The organism is Kitasatospora cystarginea (assembly GCF_039533515.1).
Taxonomy (GTDB): Bacteria; Actinomycetota; Actinomycetes; order Streptomycetales; family Streptomycetaceae; genus Kitasatospora; species Kitasatospora cystarginea.
Genome location: NZ_BAAATR010000003.1, coordinates 82,316 through 100,209 on the forward strand (window position 1 = coordinate 82,316; position 17,894 = coordinate 100,209).

The following is a 17,894-nucleotide window of genomic DNA, read 5'->3' on the forward strand; positions in this document are numbered from 1 at the left end:
GGAACGGGGCGCTGGTCGCGCCCCATGCCGTCCCGCGGGTGGGGTGCCGGAGGGCCTGGAGGGATCTGGGCAGATCCCTCCAGGTTTGCCTCCTAATAGCCTAAGGGGTCTGATTCGTCCCGAAAGACGGGACTAGTCGGACCTTTGGCAAGGACTCGGCTTGCGCCGGTCCTTACTCGCCCTTGGCCTTGGCGATGATGTCGTCCGCCACGTTCCGCGGAACCTCGGCGTACGAGTCGAACTGCATCGAGTAGCTTGCGCGACCAGAGGTCTTGCTGCGCAGGTCACCGACGTAGCCGAACATCTCGGACAGCGGAACCAGCGCCGAAACGACGCGGGCACCGTGACGCTCGTCCATCGACCGGATCTGGCCACGACGAGAGTTGATGTCGCCGATCACGTCGCCCATGTAGTCCTCGGGGGTGGTGACCTCGACGGCCATCATCGGCTCGAGCAGAGCCGGGCCGGCCTTCTTGGCACCTTCCTTGAACGCCATGGAACCGGCGATCTTGAACGCGAGCTCGGAGGAGTCGACGTCGTGCGAGGCACCGTCGAGCAGGGTCACGCGGACACCCTGGAGCGGGTAGCCGGCGAGCACACCGAACTCCATGGCCTCCTGGCAGCCGGCGTCGACCGAGGGGATGTACTCCTTCGGCACGCGGCCACCGGTGACCTTGTTGACGAACTCGTAGCCCTCGCCGCTCTCCAGAGGCTCGATCGCAATCTGGATCTTGGCGAACTGGCCGGAGCCACCGGTCTGCTTCTTGTGCGTGTAGTCGATGCGCTCGACGGTCTTGCGGATCGTCTCGCGGTACGCGACCTGCGGCTTGCCGACGTTGGCCTCGACCTTGAACTCACGCTTCATACGGTCGACCAGCACCTCGAGGTGCAGCTCGCCCATACCCGCGATGATGGTCTGGCCGGTCTCCTCGTCCGTGTTGACCTGGAAGGACGGGTCCTCCTCGGCGAGACGCTGGATGGCGACACCCAGCTTCTCCTGGTCACCCTTGGACTTGGGCTCGATCGCGACGCGGATAACCGGGGCCGGGAAGTCCATGGACTCCAGGATGACCGGGTTCTTCTCGTCGGACAGCGTCTCACCGGTGGTGGTCTGCTTCAGGCCCATGACGGCGATGATGTCGCCGGCGCCGACCGAGTCGATCTCCTCACGCTTGTTCGCGTGCATGCGGTAGATCTTGCCGATGCGCTCCTTCTTGCCCTTGACGGAGTTCAGCACCGAGGTGCCGGACTCCAGGCGACCGGAGTACACGCGGACGAAGGTCAGCTTGCCCAGGTGCGGGTCAGACATGATCTTGAACGCGAGGGCGGCCAGCGGCTCGTCGTCGGAGGCCTTGCGGGCGATCTCCACCGACTCGTCGCCGGGCTTGTGGCCCTTGATGGACTCGATGTCCAGCGGCGACGGCAGGAACTTCACGACGGCGTCGAGCAGGGGCTGAACGCCCTTGTTCTTGAACGCGGTGCCGCAGAAGATCGGCGTGAAGTCCGAGTTCAGCGTGCCCTGGCGGATCGCGGCGATCAGCAGCTCCTCGGGGATGTCCTCGCCCTCGAGGGCGAGCTCCATCACCTCGTCGCTGATGTTCGACACGGTGTCGATCAGCGCCTCGCGGTACTCGGCGGCCTGCTCGGCCAGCTCGGCCGGGATGTCGACGACGTCGTACATCTCGCCCTTGGTGGCCTCGGGCGACCAGACCAGAGCCTTCATCTTCACCAGGTCGACGACGCCGACGAAGTCGGACTCCGCGCCGATCGGGAGCTGCATGACCAGCGGGGTGGCGCCGAGGCGGTCCACGATGGTCTGGACGCAGAAGAAGAAGTTCGCGCCCGTGCGGTCCAGCTTGTTGATGAAGCAGATGCGCGGGACGCCGTAGCGGTCAGCCTGCCGCCACACGGTCTCGGACTGCGGCTCGACACCGGCGACACCGTCGAACACCGTCACGGCACCGTCGAGGACGCGCAGCGAACGCTCCACCTCGACGGTGAAGTCGACGTGACCCGGGGTGTCGATGATGTTGATGGTGTGGTCGCTGCCGTCCAGCGTCCAGTGGCAGGTCGTCGCGGCCGACGTGATCGTGATGCCGCGCTCCTGCTCCTGCTCCATCCAGTCCATGGTGGCAGCGCCATCGTGGACCTCACCGATCTTGTACGAGACACCGGTGTAGAACAGGATCCGCTCGGTGGTGGTGGTCTTGCCCGCGTCGATGTGCGCCATGATCCCGATGTTGCGGACCTTGGCGAGGTCAAGGGAGGTTGCAGCCATGGTGGCTCGTTCTCTCTCTGTCTAGTGACGGGGTACGGACTACCAGCGGTAGTGCGCGAAGGCCTTGTTGGACTCGGCCATCTTGTGGGTGTCCTCGCGACGCTTGACCGAGGCGCCCAGACCGTTGCTGGCGTCCAGGATCTCGTTCAGCAGACGCTCGGTCATGGTCTTCTCGCGACGGGCGCGCGAGTAGCCGACCAGCCAGCGCAGCGCCAGGGTGTTGGCGCGGCCCGGGCGGACCTCGACCGGCACCTGGTAGGTGGCGCCACCGACACGGCGGGACTTGACCTCGAGGGTCGGCTTGACGTTCTCCAGAGCGCGCTTCAGCGCGACCACCGGGTCAGCACCGGTCTTCTCGCGGACGCCCTCGAGGGCGCCGTACACGATCCGCTCGGCGGTGGAGCGCTTGCCGTGCAGCAGGATCTTGTTGACCAGCGAGGTCACCAGCGGGGAGCCGTAAACCGGGTCGACGATGACCGGGCGCTTCGGGGCGGGGCCCTTACGAGGCATTCTTACTTCTCCTTCTTGGCGCCGTAGCGGCTGCGGGCCTGCTTGCGGTTCTTGACACCCTGGGTGTCGAGGGAACCGCGGATGATCTTGTAGCGGACACCAGGAAGGTCCTTCACACGTCCACCGCGGACCAGCACGATGGAGTGCTCCTGCAGGTTGTGGCCCTCGCCCGGGATGTAAGCGGTGACCTCGATCCCGCTGGTGAGGCGCACACGGGCGACCTTACGGAGAGCCGAGTTCGGCTTCTTCGGGGTGGTCGTGTACACACGCGTGCAGACACCGCGGCGCTGAGGGGAGCCCTTCAGTGCGGGAGTCTTGTTCTTCTCGACCTTGTCCTGCCGGCCCTTTCGGACCAGCTGCTGGATCGTAGGCACCGTTTCTCCGTTTTCTGTGTGCCAAGGCTGCGTCAAACTAACCTGCGGTGATCCCAACCCGCCGACCCACGCGGTCGGGCGTGTTGAGCCTCTTTGATGGAGGAATCGCGGAATCCCATGATGCTGATGTGCAGCGACGGCGCTCGCGCGAACAGAGCGTGTTGCGACGCTCCGGTGTCGGCGCGGCGGCCGGTGTGCATGCACGCACAAGGACCCGGGGACACCCCAGGCACAGGGTCAGAGCGTACCTAGCGCATCGGCGCCGGTCAAAACAAATGCAACGCCGCAGCTCAGCCCTGAACGGGCCGATACACCCGCTCGGCGTAACCTGGCTCTGCCGTCATACCACAGATGGGCGAACGCCGCGAGCCGCGACTTCTCAGGCCGGGTGGGAGCTGCCGGCCGCGGCGACCAGGACCGCGAGGATCATCGCCAGCCAGCCGGCGGTCACCAGCCAGCCGAGCACCAGGCCGACCGTGGCCATCCCGTCGCCCTGCTCACCGCGGCGGCGCAGCTGCGCCCGGGCGACATGGCCGGTCACCACGGCCGGGACCGCAGTCGTCCCCATGGTCGGGATGGCGAGCAGCCCGAGCACCATCGAGGTGACCGCCAGCGGGTTGGCGCGCGGCTTGGGCGGTACCAGGTTCGGCGGCGCCAGGAAGGTGGGCGGCACGGCGGGGCCGGAGACCTGCGCCGGGGCCACGAACGGCCCGGACGGCAGGTCGGCCACCAGCCGGCTCAGCTCCCCGTACGTCTTCGCCCGGTTCGCCGCCTCGAAGCGCTGCCCGTACTCCTCGGCGTCCAGCCGCCCCTCCGCGTAGGCCGCCTTCAGCACGTCCACCGTGCGCTCGCGGTCGGTGTGCGCGGCACGCATCGCGGCCTGCGCGGTGTGCGCGGCCTGCGGTCCGTCCGGATACCCGGCGGGTACGGGCGGTACGGCGGGCTGCCAGCCGTGGGAGAGCCTGGACGGGGGCCCGGACGGCGAGGGCCGCTGCCCGGCGAAGGGCCCGTCGGCCGACTGCTCCATCTGCCACGGCTCCCCGGCCATCCGGCCACCTCCCGACACCCGGCGCGCTTGTCACCGCGCGCTGTCACCGCGCACTGCTCCGTCACTGAGCCAGACGAACCGGAGCGCGTACTAGTTGCCGATCTGCGGGCCCAATGTGGAGGAGGGTCCCGGAATACCACTCATTCGGCCTAGAAACGCCCGATTCGCAGGCTCTCTGGGCCAGTTATCCCGAAAGTGAGAGGCTGACGGCACCCACATACCCATGCACCGCAGGAGCCCTCGCGATACAGGCGTCCGCCCTGGAGTAAGCGCCGTCCGATCCGCCCGTCTCCGCGGTGAGCATCCGCGGTCCGTGGAAGACCTTCGGCCATCAGGCCGCGGCGGCCGACCTCGACCTCGAACTGCCGGTCGGCTCCTTCATCGGCCTGGTCGGCCCCAACGGCGCGGGCAGGACCACCACGCTGTCGATGGTCACCGGGCTGCTCCGCCCGGACCCTCGGTCCACGTCGCCGTCGAGCGCGGAGCACCCCCGCCGGGGTCCCGGGGCCCGTGGCCCGCCCCGCCCCGCCGGCGGTCCGGCATCATGGGTCGGAGGTTCGGACTAGACAGAGGCAGGGACACCGTGGGCAGGCGCAAGGGCGAGCGGGGTCCCGGCATGGACGGCCTGGTGGAGCAGGCCGCCCACCAGGTGATCGGCGCCCCCGAGGAGGAGCTCGATCTGGCGCTGGACACCGGGGCCTCGCTGCTGGCGGCTTCGGCCGAGCAGTGGCCCGAGGTCAGCCGGGCGGTGCTGGTGTTCGCGGAGCGTACGGTCGCGCGGGCCTGGGCCGGCGGCTGGCGTCCGGCGGATCTGGCCCGGGTGGTGCGGCGCCGGCTCGGCCCGGTGCACCAAGCGCTGGCGGTGGACCTGGTCGCCGCCGAGGGGCGCCGGCACCCGGCCGCCACCCTGGACCGCCGCTGGCAGGAGCAGCTGCACGAGCTGTCCACCGAGGTCTGGTGGGAGGGGGACGACCGATTCCTGGCCGACTTCGCCCAGCACCACCGGCTGGACCGGTTCGCCCTGGCCACGGCCGTGCTGGAGCTGCTGCGGACCTGGAGCCACCTGCCGCCGATCGCACCGGTCGGGCCCGTCCCGGGTGCCGCGCCGCAGCGAGGGGCCGGGGCGGGGCGGGGTGAGTCGAGGATGCTCTCGCGGATCCGGGCGCTGCTGGCGAAGGCGGAGTCCACGGAGTACCCCGAGGAGGCCGAGGCGCTGACCGCCAAGGCGCAGCAGCTGATGGCCCAGCACAGCATCGACGAGGCCCTGCTGGCGGCCGCGCGCCCGGCCGAGGACGCCCCGGCGGCGCTGCGGATCGGGGTGGACAACCCGTACGAGGGCCCCAAGACGATGCTGCTGGACGCCGTCGCGGCGGCGAACCGGTGCCGCGTGGTGTGGGCCAAGGAATTCGGCTTCTGCACCGTCGTCGGCTTCGATCCGGACCTGGACTCGGTCGAGTTGCTGTACACCTCGCTCCTGGTGCAGGCGACCTCCGCCATGCAGCCCCGCCAGACCGGCCGCTCCCGCCACCCGGGCACGGCCGACGGCGGCCGGCACCCGGAGAGCGCCTCCCGTACGAAGTCCTTCCGGCAGTCGTTCCTGGTCGCGTACGCCGCCCGGATCCGGGAGCGGCTGACGGCCGCGACCGAGCAGACCACCAGTGACGCGGCCGCCGGCCGGCACCTGCGCGAGGACGGCAGCTGCGAGCAGCTGGTGCCGGACGAGCGGCTGCTGCCCGCGCTCGCCGCCCGCGAGGAGGCGGTGGACGACACGGTGGGCCGGATGTTCCCCAAGCTGACCTCCCAGCGGGTACGGGTCAGCGACGGCGAGGGCTGGGCGGCCGGCCGCGCCGCCGCCGACCGCGCCTCGCTGCACGGCCGCGCGGGTGCCATCCCGCGCTGAGCCGCCACCTGGACGCGGCCGGTCCGGCTTCTGCCGACCCAAGGCCCGTGCGCCGGCCCGCCTCGGCCGGGGCGGGTCAGGAGCGGGTCAGCAGCGGTCCCAGAGCGAGCCGAGGGCGAGCAGTTCGTCGCGGTACTCGATGCGCTCGGTCCACTCCGACGGCCAGGCCGGATCACCGTGGCGGGCACCGGCGAAGGCGCCGGTGAGACAGGCGATGGAGTCCGAGTCACCGGAGCTGTAGGCGGCCCGGCGGACGGCGGCCACCGGGTCGTCGGGGAATAGCAGGAAGCACAACAGGCCGGTGGCGAAGGCCTCCTCGGCGATCCAGCCCTCACCCGTGATCTCGCACGGATCGGTGTCGTACGACGGCCTGGCCAACGCGGCGTCGAGGCGGTCGAGGACGAACAGGCACTCGTCCCAGCCGCGCGCCGTGAAGTGCTCCGGCGTGGGGTCATGGGCCAGCGCGGCGAGGTCGCCGAGCCACCGCTCGCGGTAGCGGGTACGGTTCGCGTGCGCGTACTGCCGAAGCAGGGCGGGGAGTTCACCCGGCTCGGTGCCCTCGGCGAGCAACCGCACGGTGCGCGCGGTGAGGTCGCTCGCGGCCAGTGCGGTGGGGTGGCCGTGGGTGAGCGCGGACTGCAGCTGCGCGGCACCGGAGCGCTGCTCGTCGCTCAGCCCGGGGATCAGCCCGATCGGGGCGACCCGCATGTTGGCGCCGCAGCCCTTGGAGCGGACCTCGCTGGCCTCCTGCCAGCGCAGCGCCGGCTTGCTCAGGCGCCAGCAGGCCGCAAGGCAGGTCTGGCCGGGCGCGCGGTTGTTCTCCTCCGAGCGGTACCACGCCGCGAACTCGGCCCGCACCGGCGGCTCCAGGCTCGCCGGGGTGAGCGGGCCCGCGGCCAGTGCGGTCTGCAGGCCCCGGGCCAGGGCGAGCGTCATCTGGGTGTCGTCGGTTACCAACGCGGGCTCGGGCAGCGGGAGTTCACGCCAGTCCCGGCACCAGGCGGCGATGTGCTCGATCTCGTCGAACTCCGTCCGGTGTCCCAGGGCGTCGCCGATCGCGAGACCCAGCAGTGCTCCCGTCGCCCGGCCCATGCCCGTCACCCCTCACACCTCGACGATCAGCTCCCGCAACCCCCGGATGACGTACCCGGGCCGCCACTCGGGCTCGCGGACCAGCCGCAGCCCGGGCGCCCGGCGCAGCAGCGCGCCGTAGGACTCGGTGAGCTCCAGTCTGGCGAGCGGAGCGCCGAGACAGAAATGAATTCCCGCGCCGAAGGTGATGTGCGGGTTGTCGGTGCGGCCCAGGTCGAGGCGGTCGGGGCCGGTGAAGCGGGCCGGGTCGCGGTTGGCCGAGCCGAACAGCAGGGCCACCTCGGCACCGCGCGGGACGGTCACCCCGGCGACCTCGATGTCCTCCAGCACCCAGCGTTCGAACATCTGCAGCGGGGTGTCGTAGCGCATCAACTCCTCGACGGCGGTGGGCAGCAGTTCGTCCACCGCGCCGCGCAGCCGGGCGAGTTCACCGGGATTGCGCAGCAGCGCCAGCCAGCCGTTCCCGGTGGTGTTGACGGTGGCCTCGTGCCCGGCGTTCAGCAGCAGGACGCAGGTCGAGACCATCTCCTGCTCGCTCAGCGCGTCGGAGCCGTCGGCGACCTGGACCAGTGCGCTGATCAGGTCCTCGCCCGGTGCGGCCCGCCGCTCGGCGATCAGCTTGCGCAGGTACTCGGAGAACTCGACGCTCGCCCGCACCGCCCGCTCGGCCGCCCCGGCCGAGGGGTTGAGCTCGAACATCCCGGTGATGTCGGCCGACCAGGGCCGCAGCAGGTGCCGGTCGTTCCCGGGGACGCCCAGCATCTCGGCGATCACCGCGACCGGCAGCGGTTCGGCGACCTTGGCGATCAGGTCGCCGCCGCCGTCCGCCAGCAGTCCGCCGACCAGTTCGTCCGCGAGCCGGGCCACTGTGGGCCGCAGCGACTCCACCATCCGTGGGGTGAATGCCTTGGACACCAGCCGCCGGATCCGGGTGTGGTCCGGAGCCTCCAGGTCGAGCAGTCCGTGGTCGTTGAGGGTGTGGAAGGGTTCCAGCGCGGGGTCGGGCGCCGGGCGGCCGAACTCCTCGTGGCTGTAGCGGTGGGTGTAGGTGCGGCCCAGGCGGCGGTCCCGCAGCAGCGCGCTGACGTCCTGGTACCGGGAGATCAGCCACTGGCCACTGGGCTCGTAGTAGCTGACCGGAGCCTGCTCGCGCAGCACCGCGTACGCCTCGTAGGGGTGCGCCACGAACTCGGCGGACCACGGGTCGAACTGAGCAGTCATGATCACTCCTGCCGGTCGGGGGGCCATCGTATTCAGGCCCGGGCCGGCCGCGGGAGGGTGGCTCCTCGCCCGGGCCGTCCCCTCGGCACGCCGGACAGGCCCTACGCCTCCCCCGCCACCACCGCCCCCGCCTCGTAGGCGAAGACCACCGCGTGCACCCGGTCGCGGAGCCGGAGCTTGCTCAGCACATTGCTGACGTGCGTCTTCACCGTGTGCTCGCTGACCACCAGTTCGGCCGCGATCTCGGCGTTGGACAGGCCCCGGGCGAGCAGCCGCAGCGTCTCCTGCTCGCGGACGGTCAGCTGGTCGAGCAGCTTGGAGGGCTCGCGCACCGAGGCCGCCGGCCCGGCCGGCCTGCGGGCGGTGAACTCGCCGATCAGCCGGCGCGTCACGGATGGCGCCAGCAGCGCCTCGCCGGAGGCCACCATCCGCACGCCGTGCGCGAGGTCGTCCCGGCGGACGTCCTTGAGCAGGAAGCCGCTGGCCCCCGCGTAGAGGGCGTCGTAGACGTAGTCGTCGATGTCGAAGGTGGTCAGCATGATCACCTTGGTTCCGGGGAACTCGGCGCAGACCCGGCGGGCGGCCTCCAGGCCGTCCATGACGGGCATCCGGACGTCCAGCAGCAGCACGTCGGGGCGGTGCTCCCGGACCGCCTCGACGGCCTGGGCGCCGTCCGCGGCCTCGGCGACCACCTCGATGTCCGGCTGGGCGTCCAGGATCATGCCGAACCCCGCCCGCACCAGCTCCTGGTCGTCGGCGACCACCACTCGTATCGCATCCATGCTCACAACTCCCCTCTCCCGGCCGGGCCGTACGGTACCCGGCCGGCCCTCACCGTACGGCCCCGCCCAGCGGCAGTTCCGCGCTGACCAGGAACCCCCGGCCCGCCGGCCCCGGGCCGGCCGTCGCGCTGCCGCCGCAGGCCGCGGCGCGCTCGCGGATACCGAGCAGCCCGCGCCCGCCCGACCAGCCGTCCGCCGACCCGCCCCGGCCGGTCCGCTCTCCGGCGGCCGCGCCGTTCCCGTTGTCGGACACCTCGATCTCCAGGGTCCGGGCGACCTGGGCGACCCGGATCACCGCGCGGTCCGCCCCGGAGTGCTTGACCACGTTGGTCAGCGCCTCCTGGACGATCCGGTACGCCGCCGCCTCGACGTCGGCCGGCACCGGACGTTCCGGCGCGGCCAGCTCCAGCTCCACCTGGATGCCCGACTGCCGCACCCGCTCGACCACGGCCGGCAGTTCGGCCAGCCTGGGCTGCGGGGCGAGTTCGGGGCCCGCGCCCTCCTCCTTGAGCACCCCGAGCACCCGGCGCAGCTGCACCATCGCGTCGCGCCCGGAGTCGGCGATGGTGTCGAAGGTCCGGATCGCCCGCTCCGGGTCCCGGTGCACCATCAGCGGGCCCGCCTCTGCCTGGATGACCATCAGCGAGACCGCGTGAGCCAGGATGTCGTGCATCTCGCGGGCGATCCTGGCGCGCTCCTCGGCCACCGCGCGGGCGGCCTCGCTCGCGGTCTGCAGGCCCAGCTGATGGGCGCGTTCGGCCTCCGACCTGGCCAGCGCGCGCCAGTCGCGGACCAGCGCGCCGAAGACGAAGCTACCGATCGACATGATCAGGCTGAACAGCATGCCGTTCGGCGAGTGGGTGCCGATGATGTTGGCGGCCACGGTGACCACCAGCAGCGGCCAGCGCTGCCAGTCCCGGCCCCGGTCGGCCAGGCTGTACATCGCGAGCACGGCGGAGATCGAGACCTGCGGCGTCGCCGAGTGCGCGACGTAGGACAGCACCAGCGCCGGCAGCCCGGTGAGCAGGTAGACACTGCCCGGATGGCTGCGCCGCCAGGGCAGGGCGAGGCTGTTGGAGACCGCCAGCAGATAGACCCACCAGGGCCAACCCTTGTTGTCGTAGACCACCGCCCAGGCCGAGACCAGGGCCGAGAACACCGTCAGTGCGATGTCCAGCGCGATCGGGTCGATCCGGCCGAAGCGGCCGCCGTGCCATCGCTGCCCGAGCGCGATGATCCGCGCCTGCGCCCGCGTGATCCGCTCCACGTCCGTTCCTCCCCCGAAGCTCTCCGGGGGATGATCTTGCCTTAACCGCAGGAGCAACGCGCCGCCCGGGAGCCGCCCCCGGCCCCCACCGGGGTGTTCACGCATTGCCGATCCGGACATCGCCGGTGTTGGTGGTGGCGACGATGCTGTGGGCGGCGCCCGGCTGCTGGGCGATCCGCTGGTCGACCGTGCCGGTGTCGCTCGTGGCGGTGACGGCGTACGGGTCCCCGGTGGGCACCTTCACGGTCACGTTGCCGGTGCTGGTGGTGGCCTTGAGCGTGTGCGGCTGGGTGGTGAAGACGGTCGAGACGTCGCCGGTGCTGGTGCTCAGGCTGGCCCGGTCGCTGCTCATCCGCTTGGCGTCGATGCCGCCCGTACCGGTCTGTGCCTCGACCTCGCCGCTCAGACCGGAGAGGTGCACGTTGCCGGTGCCGTCCTTCACCCGCACCCGGGTGCCGGCCGGGACCTCCACCTCGTACCCGATGCCGCAGTCGCCGTCCGGGCACTTGTAGCTCAGGGTGAGCGTGCCGGCGGAGGTGCTGTGCTCGGCGGCGGGCGCGGTGGAGCGGTAGGTCTGGTGCTCCGTCACCCGGACCCCGGTGCCGCCGCCGACCACCCGGATGTCCCCGGTACCACCCTCGATCACCAGGGAGTTCACGGTCTCCGGAACCTCGTAGCCCACGGTCCTGGTCTGGTCGTCCTGGAAGCAGCCGGACATCCCGCCCACGATCGCGACGGTGATGGCGGTGTAGGCCAGCACTCGAAAGGACACCCGGTTCATCGCAGTTCTCCCCGCTCGGCCGTTCGAACCGGCCTCCCCGATCCGACAGGTAGAAGACTGCCCGAGCACCCCCGCCCTCCGGATCGCCCGGCCGAGCGGTCTGTCCGACTCCCCCGCCAGGGGGATCACCCCCCTCGCCCGGGCGAGCCCGGACCCACGCCTGCGCGGAATCCCCCGCGTGCTCCCCCGTACGAGGGAGCACCTCCCCCTGGCGAGCGGGCCCGGCCTCACCCCTCCCCGGAATCCCCCGCGAACTCCCCCGCGATGATCCGCCGAACCAGCGCCGGCAGTGCGAGTGAGATGGGCTCCCGGATCACCTCGTGCGCCACCGGGTCGTACGGCGTGGGCTCACCGTTGACGATCACCAGCCGGGCCCCGGCCTCCAGCGCCAGCTGCGGCAGGGCGGCCACCGGATGCACCTGCAACAGCGTCCCGACCGCCACGAACAGATCGCACGCCTTGGCGATCGCCTCCGCCTGGTCCAGCACCACCGGGTCCAGCGCCTCGCCGAACATCACGGTGCACGGCTTGAGCACGCCCCCGCACTCCTCGCACACCGGATCCGGCTCCCCCGCCGCCACCCGCTCCAGCGCCCGCGCCATCGGACCGCGCACCCGGCACCTGACGCACTGCACCCGCTGCGCCGTCCCGTGCAGTTCCAGCACCTTCCGCTCGGGCAGTCCCGAACGCTGGTGCAGCCCGTCCACGTTCTGCGTCAACACCCGCACCGGCAGCCCGCTGCGCTCCAGCGCCACCAGCGCCAGGTGCCCGGCGTTCGGCTCAGCCCCGAGGGCCCCGACGTCCCGCCGCATCAACCAGGACCGGCGCCGCACCTCGGGATCGGCCAGGTACGGCCCGATCGTCACCAACTCCTGTGCCTTAGGGTCGCGTTGCCACAGCCCCTTGGGCCCCCGGTAGTCCGGAATCCCCGAGTCGGTCGAGATCCCCGCCCCCGTCAACACCGCGATCAGCGGCCGCTTCGCTCCCATGCCCGGACGGTACGGGCCGCCGCCCGTCCCACGCCACCGAAAATCCGAGCCGTCACGGGGCCGGGCGAAGCCCCCGGGAGCTCGGCTCCCGGGCCGCCTCACAGCAGGCGCTTGATCTCGCCCCTGGCCCGGTAGAACCCGCCCGACGCCGACTCCAGCACCTCGGCCACCAGGTACCGCGCCCCCGGCACCCGGATGTCCTTGGGGAACTGCACCCGCCGGGACGGGTCGAAGCCCGCCGAGAGCACCCGGACCCTCATCCGGCCGCCCTCCTGCACGCACTCGACCTCGACACCCGCGCCGGCCGCCACCGTGCTCACCGTCTCCAGCGCCGCGCCGGCCCGGACCGGCTCCCAGCCCGTCGCCTTGATGTCGGCCGTCTTGGGCAGCTCCCCGCCCTCGGCGGCACGCACGGCGCTCTCACTCGCGTCGATGCAGGCCAACGAGCCGTCCGTGGTCACGATGTAGAGCCGCCCGGCCCGGTACTGCATGCTGTACGCCGAGCCGCATCCGGTGCCCAGCTTCCACAGCCGGGTGCCGTCCGCCGCGAAGCAGTACACCGAGGAGTGGTTGTCGCCGGCGAAGACGTACCGCCCGTCGGGCGAGGTGGCGCAGGAGAACACCGCCGCGTCGCAGCGGTACCGGGCGGCCTCCGCCCCGTCCGCCTTGGCGAGCCGGTGGACCCAGCCCTTCCCGGTGCCGGCGAAGACCTCGTCCCGCTCCTGCCAGCCGAAGAGGACCGCGCCCTCCGTCCGCACGTGCCATACCCGCTCGCCGCCGCGGGCCGCGTAGCGCGACACGCCGGCCGTGTGGCCGTGGAAGACGCCGTCCTGGTCGCAGCGCACCATCCAGCCGGAACTGCCGGGGGCGGAGCGCCGCCACTGGAACTCGTCCTCGTGGTCCACGGTGGTGATCCCGCCCTGGGCGTCGGAGACACCGAGCACCCCGTCGTGGATGTCCATCCAGTAGATGTCGACGTCGGCGGCGATCTCGTACGCCACCCTGGGCACCTTCCCGCCCAGGTCGTAGACCCGGCCGTCGTCACAGCCCGCGTAGATCCAGTAGTCGTCGGCGACGATGCACTTCACCCCGTCCGGCAGACCGTAGCGGCCGGTCACCTCGCCGTCGTGGGTGAGGGTGTAGACGTCGCCGGCCTGGTTGCCCACCCAGGCGTGCTCCTCGCCGACGAAGATCCCGAACGCGGCGGCACCCGACCTGAACCGCCACAGCACCGGCGCCTGACGAGCCGTCGACCGGCTGCTGACGATCTCCCGCCGGGTCACCGCCCGGTGCTGCCGCACCCCGCGCACCGCCGGCGCGTACCCCTTGCGGACCTTCTCCCCCACCTTCTTGGCAGCGGCCGCCGCGGCCTTCTCCGCCGACGGGTACGTGGTCGCCTTCGCCTGCCCGCCGTCCCCGATCCGGCCGTACGTGACCGTCACCTCGGCCCCGACCAGCCGTACCTCGTAGAACTTGTGCGCACCGCTCCCCTCCTCGGAGAGCTCCAGGTAGGTGACCTGCTCGTCAACGGCGGCAGTGGACATGGAACGGCCCTTCGGACGGTCGAAAACCTGTTGGCACCAAGCTAGTTGCCGCCACTGACAACCGATCAGGCCCGCCACCGGACCAGAAACGCCGCAGGGCGGCCACCCCGTGAGGGGTGACCGCCCTGCGGCGTTGCGGAAACGACCGTCAGCCGGTGTACGGGCCGTAGTCGTAGTCGTCCAGCGGAACCGCCTGGCCGGAGCCGGCGCCGAAGGGCGACATGTCGTAGTCGTCGTAGCCGACGGCCGAGTACATGGCGGCCTTGGCCTCCTCGGTCGGCTCGACCCGGATGTTGCGGTAGCGGGGCAGACCCGTACCGGCCGGGATGAGCTTACCGAGGATGACGTTCTCCTTGAGGCCCAGCAGCGGGTCCGACTTGGCGTGGATCGCCGCGTCGGTGAGGACCCGGGTCGTCTCCTGGAAGGAGGCGGCCGACAGCCAGGACTCGGTGGCCAGCGAGGCCTTGGTGATACCCATCAGCTGCGGACGACCGGAGGCGGGGTGGCCGCCCTCGGAGACCACGCGGCGGTTCTCCTGCTCGAAGCGGCCGCGCTCGACGAGCTCGCCCGGAAGCAGCTCGGCGTCGCCCGACTCGATGATCGTCACGCGGCGGAGCATCTGCCGGATGATGATCTCGATGTGCTTGTCGTGGATCGACACACCCTGCGAGTTGTAGACCTTCTGGACCTCGGCGACCAGGTGGACCTGGACGGCGCGCTGGCCCATGATGCGCAGGACGTCGTGCGGGTTGGTCGCACCGACGGTCAGCTTCTGGCCGACCTCGACCGCCTCGCCCTCGCTCACCAGGAGCTTGACACGCTTGGAGACCGGGTAGGCGATCTCGTCGGTGCCGTCGTCCGGGGTGATGACGATCTTGCGGGTCTTCTCGGTGTCCTCGATGCGGACCCGGCCCTGCGCCTCCGAGATCGGGGCCACACCCTTGGGGGTACGGGCCTCGAAGAGCTCGACGACACGCGGCAGACCCTGGGTGATGTCGTCACCCGCCACACCACCGGTGTGGAAGGTACGCATGGTCAGCTGGGTACCGGGCTCACCGATGGACTGGGCGGCGATGATGCCGACCGCCTCACCGATGTCGACCAGCTTGCCGGTGGCCAGCGAGCGGCCGTAGCAGTGGGCACAGGTACCCACGGCCGACTCACAGGTCAGGATCGAGCGGACCTTGACCTCGGCGATGCCGTGGCGGATCAGCTCGTCGATCAGGACGTCACCGAGGTCGGTGTTGGCGGTGGCGACGAGCTTGCCGTCCACCGTGATGTCCTCGGCCAGCATGCGGGCGTAGACGCTGGTCTCGACGTCGTCGGCCTTGCGCAGCACGCCGTCCGCGCCGACCGAACCGATCGACAGCTTCAGGCCGCGCTCGGTACCGCAGTCCTCCTCGCGAATGATGACGTCCTGGGAGACGTCGACCAGACGACGGGTGAGGTAACCGGAGTCGGCGGTACGCAGGGCGGTGTCCGCGAGACCCTTACGGGCACCGTGGGTGGAGATGAAGTACTCCAGCACGGACAGACCCTCACGGAACGACGCCTTGATCGGCCGCGGGATGGTCTCGTTCTTCGCGTTCGACACCAGACCACGCATACCGGCGATCTGGCGCATCTGCATCATGTTTCCTCGAGCACCCGAGTCCACCATCATGAAGATGGGGTTGGTCTTCGGGAAGTTCGCGGCCATGGCCTCGGCGACCTCGTTGGTCGCCCGGGTCCAGATGCCGATGAGCTCGCTCTTGCGCTCGTCGTTGGTGATCAGACCGCGCTCGTACTGACGCTGGACCTTCTCCGCCTGCGCCTCGTAGCCCTCCAGGATCTGGGGCTTGCTCGGCGGGACGATGACGTCCGAGATCGAGACGGTGACACCGGAACGGGTCGACCAGTAGAAGCCGGCCGCCTTCAGGTTGTCGAGCGTCGCGGCGACGACGACCTTCGGGTAGCGCTCGGCCAGGTCGTTGACGATGGCCGACAGCTGCTTCTTGCCGACCTCGTAGTCGACGAACGGGTAGTCCTCGGGCAGCAGCTCGTTGAAGAGCGCGCGGCCCAGGGTCGTGGTGAGCCGGAAGGACTCGCCCTCGGTCCAGCTCGCCGGCTGACCGTCGGTCCACTCGGGGTCGACCGGCGCCGTCCAGCCGCGCGGCGGCACGGTGCCGACCGGCAGACGCAGGTCGATCGAGGCCTGGACGTCCAGCTCGCGGGCGTCGAAGGCCATGATCGCCTCGGCGGTGGACGAGAAGGAGCGGCCGGCGCCCTTCACGTTCTCGCGGTCCGAGGTGAGGAAGAACAGACCCAGCACCATGTCCTGGGTCGGCATGGTGACGGGGCGACCGTCGGCCGGCTTCAGGATGTTGTTCGAGGACAGCATCAGGATGCGGGCCTCGGCCTGCGCCTCCGCGGAGAGCGGCAGGTGGACGGCCATCTGGTCACCGTCGAAGTCCGCGTTGAACGCGGTGCAGACGAGCGGGTGGATCTGGATGGCCTTGCCCTCGACCAGCTGCGGCTCGAAGGCCTGGATGCCGAGGCGGTGCAGGGTGGGCGCACGGTTCAGCAGAACCGGGTGCTCGGCGATGACCTCTTCGAGGACGTCCCACACGACCGGACGGGCACGCTCGACCATGCGCTTGGCCGACTTGATGTTCTGCGCGTGGTTCAGGTCGACCAGGCGCTTCATCACGAACGGCTTGAAGAGCTCCAGCGCCATGGCCTTGGGCAGACCGCACTGGTGCAGCTTGAGCTGCGGGCCGACGACGATGACCGAACGGGCCGAGTAGTCGACTCGCTTGCCGAGCAGGTTCTGGCGGAAGCGACCCTGCTTGCCCTTCAGCATGTCGGAGAGCGACTTCAGCGGACGGTTGCCGGGGCCCGTGACCGGGCGGCCGCGGCGGCCGTTGTCGAAGAGCGCGTCGACGGCCTCCTGGAGCATGCGCTTCTCGTTGTTCACGATGATCTCGGGCGCGCCGAGGTCGAGAAGCCGCTTCAGGCGGTTGTTGCGGTTGATCACACGGCGGTACAGGTCGTTCAGGTCGGAGGTCGCGAAGCGGCCACCGTCCAGCTGCACCATCGGACGCAGGTCCGGCGGGATCACCGGGACGCAGTCCAGCACCATGCCGTTGGGCTTGTTGCTGGTCTGCAGGAAGGCGGAGACGACCTTGAGGCGCTTGAGCGCACGGGTCTTCTTCTGGCCCTTGCCGGTACGGATGATCTCGCGGAGGCGCTCGGCCTCCTCCGACAGGTCGAAGGTCTCCAGGCGGTCCTTGAGGGCCGCCGCACCCATCGAGCCGGAGAAGTAGGTGCCGAAGCGGTCGCGCAGCTCGCGGTAGAGCAGCTCGTCGCCCTCGAGGTCCTGGACCTTGAGGTTCTTGAAGCGGGCCCAGACCTCGTCGAGGCGGTCGATCTCGCGCTGCGCACGGTCGCGCAGCTGCTTCATCTCGCGCTCGGCGCCCTCGCGCACCTTGCGGCGGACGTCGGCCTTGGCGCCCTCGGCCTCCAGCTCCGCCAGGTCGGTCTCGGCCTTCTTGGCGCGGGCCTCCAGGTCGGCGTCGCGGCGGTTCTCGATCTGCTGGCGCTCGACGGAGACGTGCGCCTCCAGCGACGGCAGGTCGCGCTGACGGCGCTCGTCGTCAACCCAGGTGATCATGTAGGCGGCGAAGTAGATGACCTTCTCGAGGTCCTTCGGCGCCAGGTCCAGCAGGTAGCCCAGACGGGACGGGACACCCTTGAAGTACCAGATGTGGGTGACCGGGGCGGCCAGCTCGATGTGGCCCATCCGCTCACGGCGCACCTTGGCGCGGGTGACCTCGACGCCACAGCGCTCGCAGATGATGCCCTTGAAGCGGACGCGCTTGTACTTACCGCAGTAGCACTCCCAGTCCCGGGTGGGGCCGAAGATCTTCTCGCAGAAGAGGCCGTCCTTTTCGGGCTTCAGGGTGCGGTAGTTGATGGTCTCCGGCTTCTTGACCTCGCCGTGCGACCACTGGCGGATGTCGTCGGCCGTGGCCAGGCCAATGCGGAGCTCGTCGAAGAAGTTGACGTCAAGCACTGGTCGTCAAGCCCTCTTTCGTAAGTCGAGGTTGATCTGTGGTCTGAGGGGGCC

13 protein-coding genes and 1 pseudogene are annotated in these 17,894 nt (G+C 70.5%); 2 read left to right on the top strand and 12 right to left on the bottom strand.

Annotation, left to right across the window (positions count from 1 at the left end; translation table 11 throughout):
• Positions 1–172: 172 nt before the first annotated feature.
• The 4 genes from fusA to ABD369_RS04260 all read right to left on the bottom strand — a co-directional run bounded on the left by fusA (position 173) and on the right by ABD369_RS04260 (position 4,210).
• Positions 173–2,278 carry an elongation factor G gene (gene fusA / locus ABD369_RS04245; RefSeq protein ID WP_344634828.1) on the bottom strand — a complete coding sequence of 702 codons (2,106 nt, stop codon included), beginning with the start codon at positions 2,276–2,278 and terminating at the stop codon, positions 173–175.
• Between the two features lie 39 nt (positions 2,279–2,317).
• A complete protein-coding gene (gene rpsG, locus ABD369_RS04250; protein WP_344634829.1) occupies positions 2,318–2,788 on the bottom strand; it encodes a 30S ribosomal protein S7 in 471 nt (156 codons plus the stop codon).
• A gap of 2 nt (positions 2,789–2,790) precedes the next feature.
• Entirely contained in the window at positions 2,791–3,162 is a 372-nt protein-coding gene (rpsL, locus tag ABD369_RS04255) for a 30S ribosomal protein S12 (RefSeq protein ID WP_014144289.1), read from the bottom strand.
• A 379-nt stretch (positions 3,163–3,541) separates the two neighbouring features.
• Positions 3,542–4,210, bottom strand: a complete 669-nt coding sequence (locus ABD369_RS04260) for a DUF1707 and DUF4190 domain-containing protein (protein ID WP_344634830.1) — start codon at positions 4,208–4,210, stop codon at positions 3,542–3,544.
• Between the two features lie 296 nt (positions 4,211–4,506).
• Here ABD369_RS04260 and ABD369_RS04265 point away from each other — a divergent pair.
• Together ABD369_RS04265 and ABD369_RS04270 are read left to right on the top strand one after the other, a co-directional pair.
• Positions 4,507–4,665: pseudogene (locus ABD369_RS04265) on the top strand (ATP-binding cassette domain-containing protein); the annotation flags it as partial.
• A gap of 161 nt (positions 4,666–4,826) precedes the next feature.
• Entirely contained in the window at positions 4,827–6,110 is a 1,284-nt protein-coding gene (locus tag ABD369_RS04270) for a DUF2786 domain-containing protein (protein WP_425557541.1), read from the top strand.
• An 87-nt stretch (positions 6,111–6,197) separates the two neighbouring features.
• On the opposite strand, the gene ABD369_RS04275 is transcribed toward ABD369_RS04270, so the two are convergent.
• From ABD369_RS04275 to ABD369_RS04310, 8 genes are all read right to left on the bottom strand, one after another.
• On the bottom strand, positions 6,198–7,202 hold the full coding sequence (locus ABD369_RS04275) for an ADP-ribosylglycohydrolase family protein (protein ID WP_344635090.1): 1,005 nt from the start codon (positions 7,200–7,202) through the stop codon (positions 6,198–6,200).
• A 12-nt stretch (positions 7,203–7,214) separates the two neighbouring features.
• Positions 7,215–8,423 (bottom strand): cytochrome P450, encoded by a 1,209-nt coding sequence (locus ABD369_RS04280; RefSeq protein WP_344634832.1) that lies wholly within the window; start codon positions 8,421–8,423, stop codon positions 7,215–7,217.
• A 101-nt stretch (positions 8,424–8,524) separates the two neighbouring features.
• Entirely contained in the window at positions 8,525–9,205 is a 681-nt protein-coding gene (locus ABD369_RS04285) for a response regulator (RefSeq protein WP_344634833.1), read from the bottom strand.
• A 49-nt stretch (positions 9,206–9,254) separates the two neighbouring features.
• Complete coding sequence (locus tag ABD369_RS04290; RefSeq protein ID WP_344634834.1) at positions 9,255–10,472, bottom strand: sensor histidine kinase; 1,218 nt, start codon at positions 10,470–10,472, stop codon at positions 9,255–9,257.
• Positions 10,473–10,569: 97 nt separating this feature from the next.
• The gene (locus ABD369_RS04295; protein WP_344634835.1) at positions 10,570–11,244 is read right to left on the bottom strand and encodes a DUF4097 family beta strand repeat-containing protein; all 675 of its coding nucleotides are present in this window, start codon (positions 11,242–11,244) and stop codon (positions 10,570–10,572) included.
• Positions 11,245–11,480: 236 nt separating this feature from the next.
• Positions 11,481–12,242: an SIR2 family NAD-dependent protein deacylase gene (locus ABD369_RS04300; RefSeq protein ID WP_344634836.1), complete on the bottom strand. Its 762-nt coding sequence runs from the start codon at positions 12,240–12,242 to the stop codon at positions 11,481–11,483.
• Between the two features lie 98 nt (positions 12,243–12,340).
• The gene (locus tag ABD369_RS04305) at positions 12,341–13,786 is read right to left on the bottom strand and encodes a WGR domain-containing protein (protein WP_344634837.1); all 1,446 of its coding nucleotides are present in this window, start codon (positions 13,784–13,786) and stop codon (positions 12,341–12,343) included.
• Positions 13,787–13,934: 148 nt separating this feature from the next.
• A complete protein-coding gene (locus ABD369_RS04310) occupies positions 13,935–17,840 on the bottom strand; it encodes a DNA-directed RNA polymerase subunit beta' (protein WP_344634838.1) in 3,906 nt (1,301 codons plus the stop codon).
• Between the last annotated feature and the right edge of the window lie 54 nt (positions 17,841–17,894).

Bases quoted from the DNA above. Each gene is read 5' to 3' on its own strand.
- rpsG (WP_344634829.1), bottom strand. From the start codon at position 2,788: ATGCCTCGTAAGGGCCCCGCCCCGAAGCGCCCGGTCATCGTCGACCCG.
- fusA (WP_344634828.1), bottom strand. From the start codon at position 2,278: ATGGCTGCAACCTCCCTTGACCTCGCCAAGGTCCGCAACATCGGGATC.
- ABD369_RS04275 (WP_344635090.1), bottom strand. From the start codon at position 7,202: ATGGGCCGGGCGACGGGAGCACTGCTGGGTCTCGCGATCGGCGACGCC.
- ABD369_RS04285 (WP_344634833.1), bottom strand. From the start codon at position 9,205: ATGGATGCGATACGAGTGGTGGTCGCCGACGACCAGGAGCTGGTGCGG.
- ABD369_RS04260 (WP_344634830.1), bottom strand. From the start codon at position 4,210: ATGGCCGGGGAGCCGTGGCAGATGGAGCAGTCGGCCGACGGGCCCTTC.
- ABD369_RS04300 (WP_344634836.1), bottom strand. From the start codon at position 12,242: ATGGGAGCGAAGCGGCCGCTGATCGCGGTGTTGACGGGGGCGGGGATC.
- ABD369_RS04270 (WP_425557541.1), top strand. From the start codon at position 4,827: ATGGACGGCCTGGTGGAGCAGGCCGCCCACCAGGTGATCGGCGCCCCC.
- ABD369_RS04280 (WP_344634832.1), bottom strand. From the start codon at position 8,423: ATGACTGCTCAGTTCGACCCGTGGTCCGCCGAGTTCGTGGCGCACCCC.
- ABD369_RS04305 (WP_344634837.1), bottom strand. From the start codon at position 13,786: ATGTCCACTGCCGCCGTTGACGAGCAGGTCACCTACCTGGAGCTCTCC.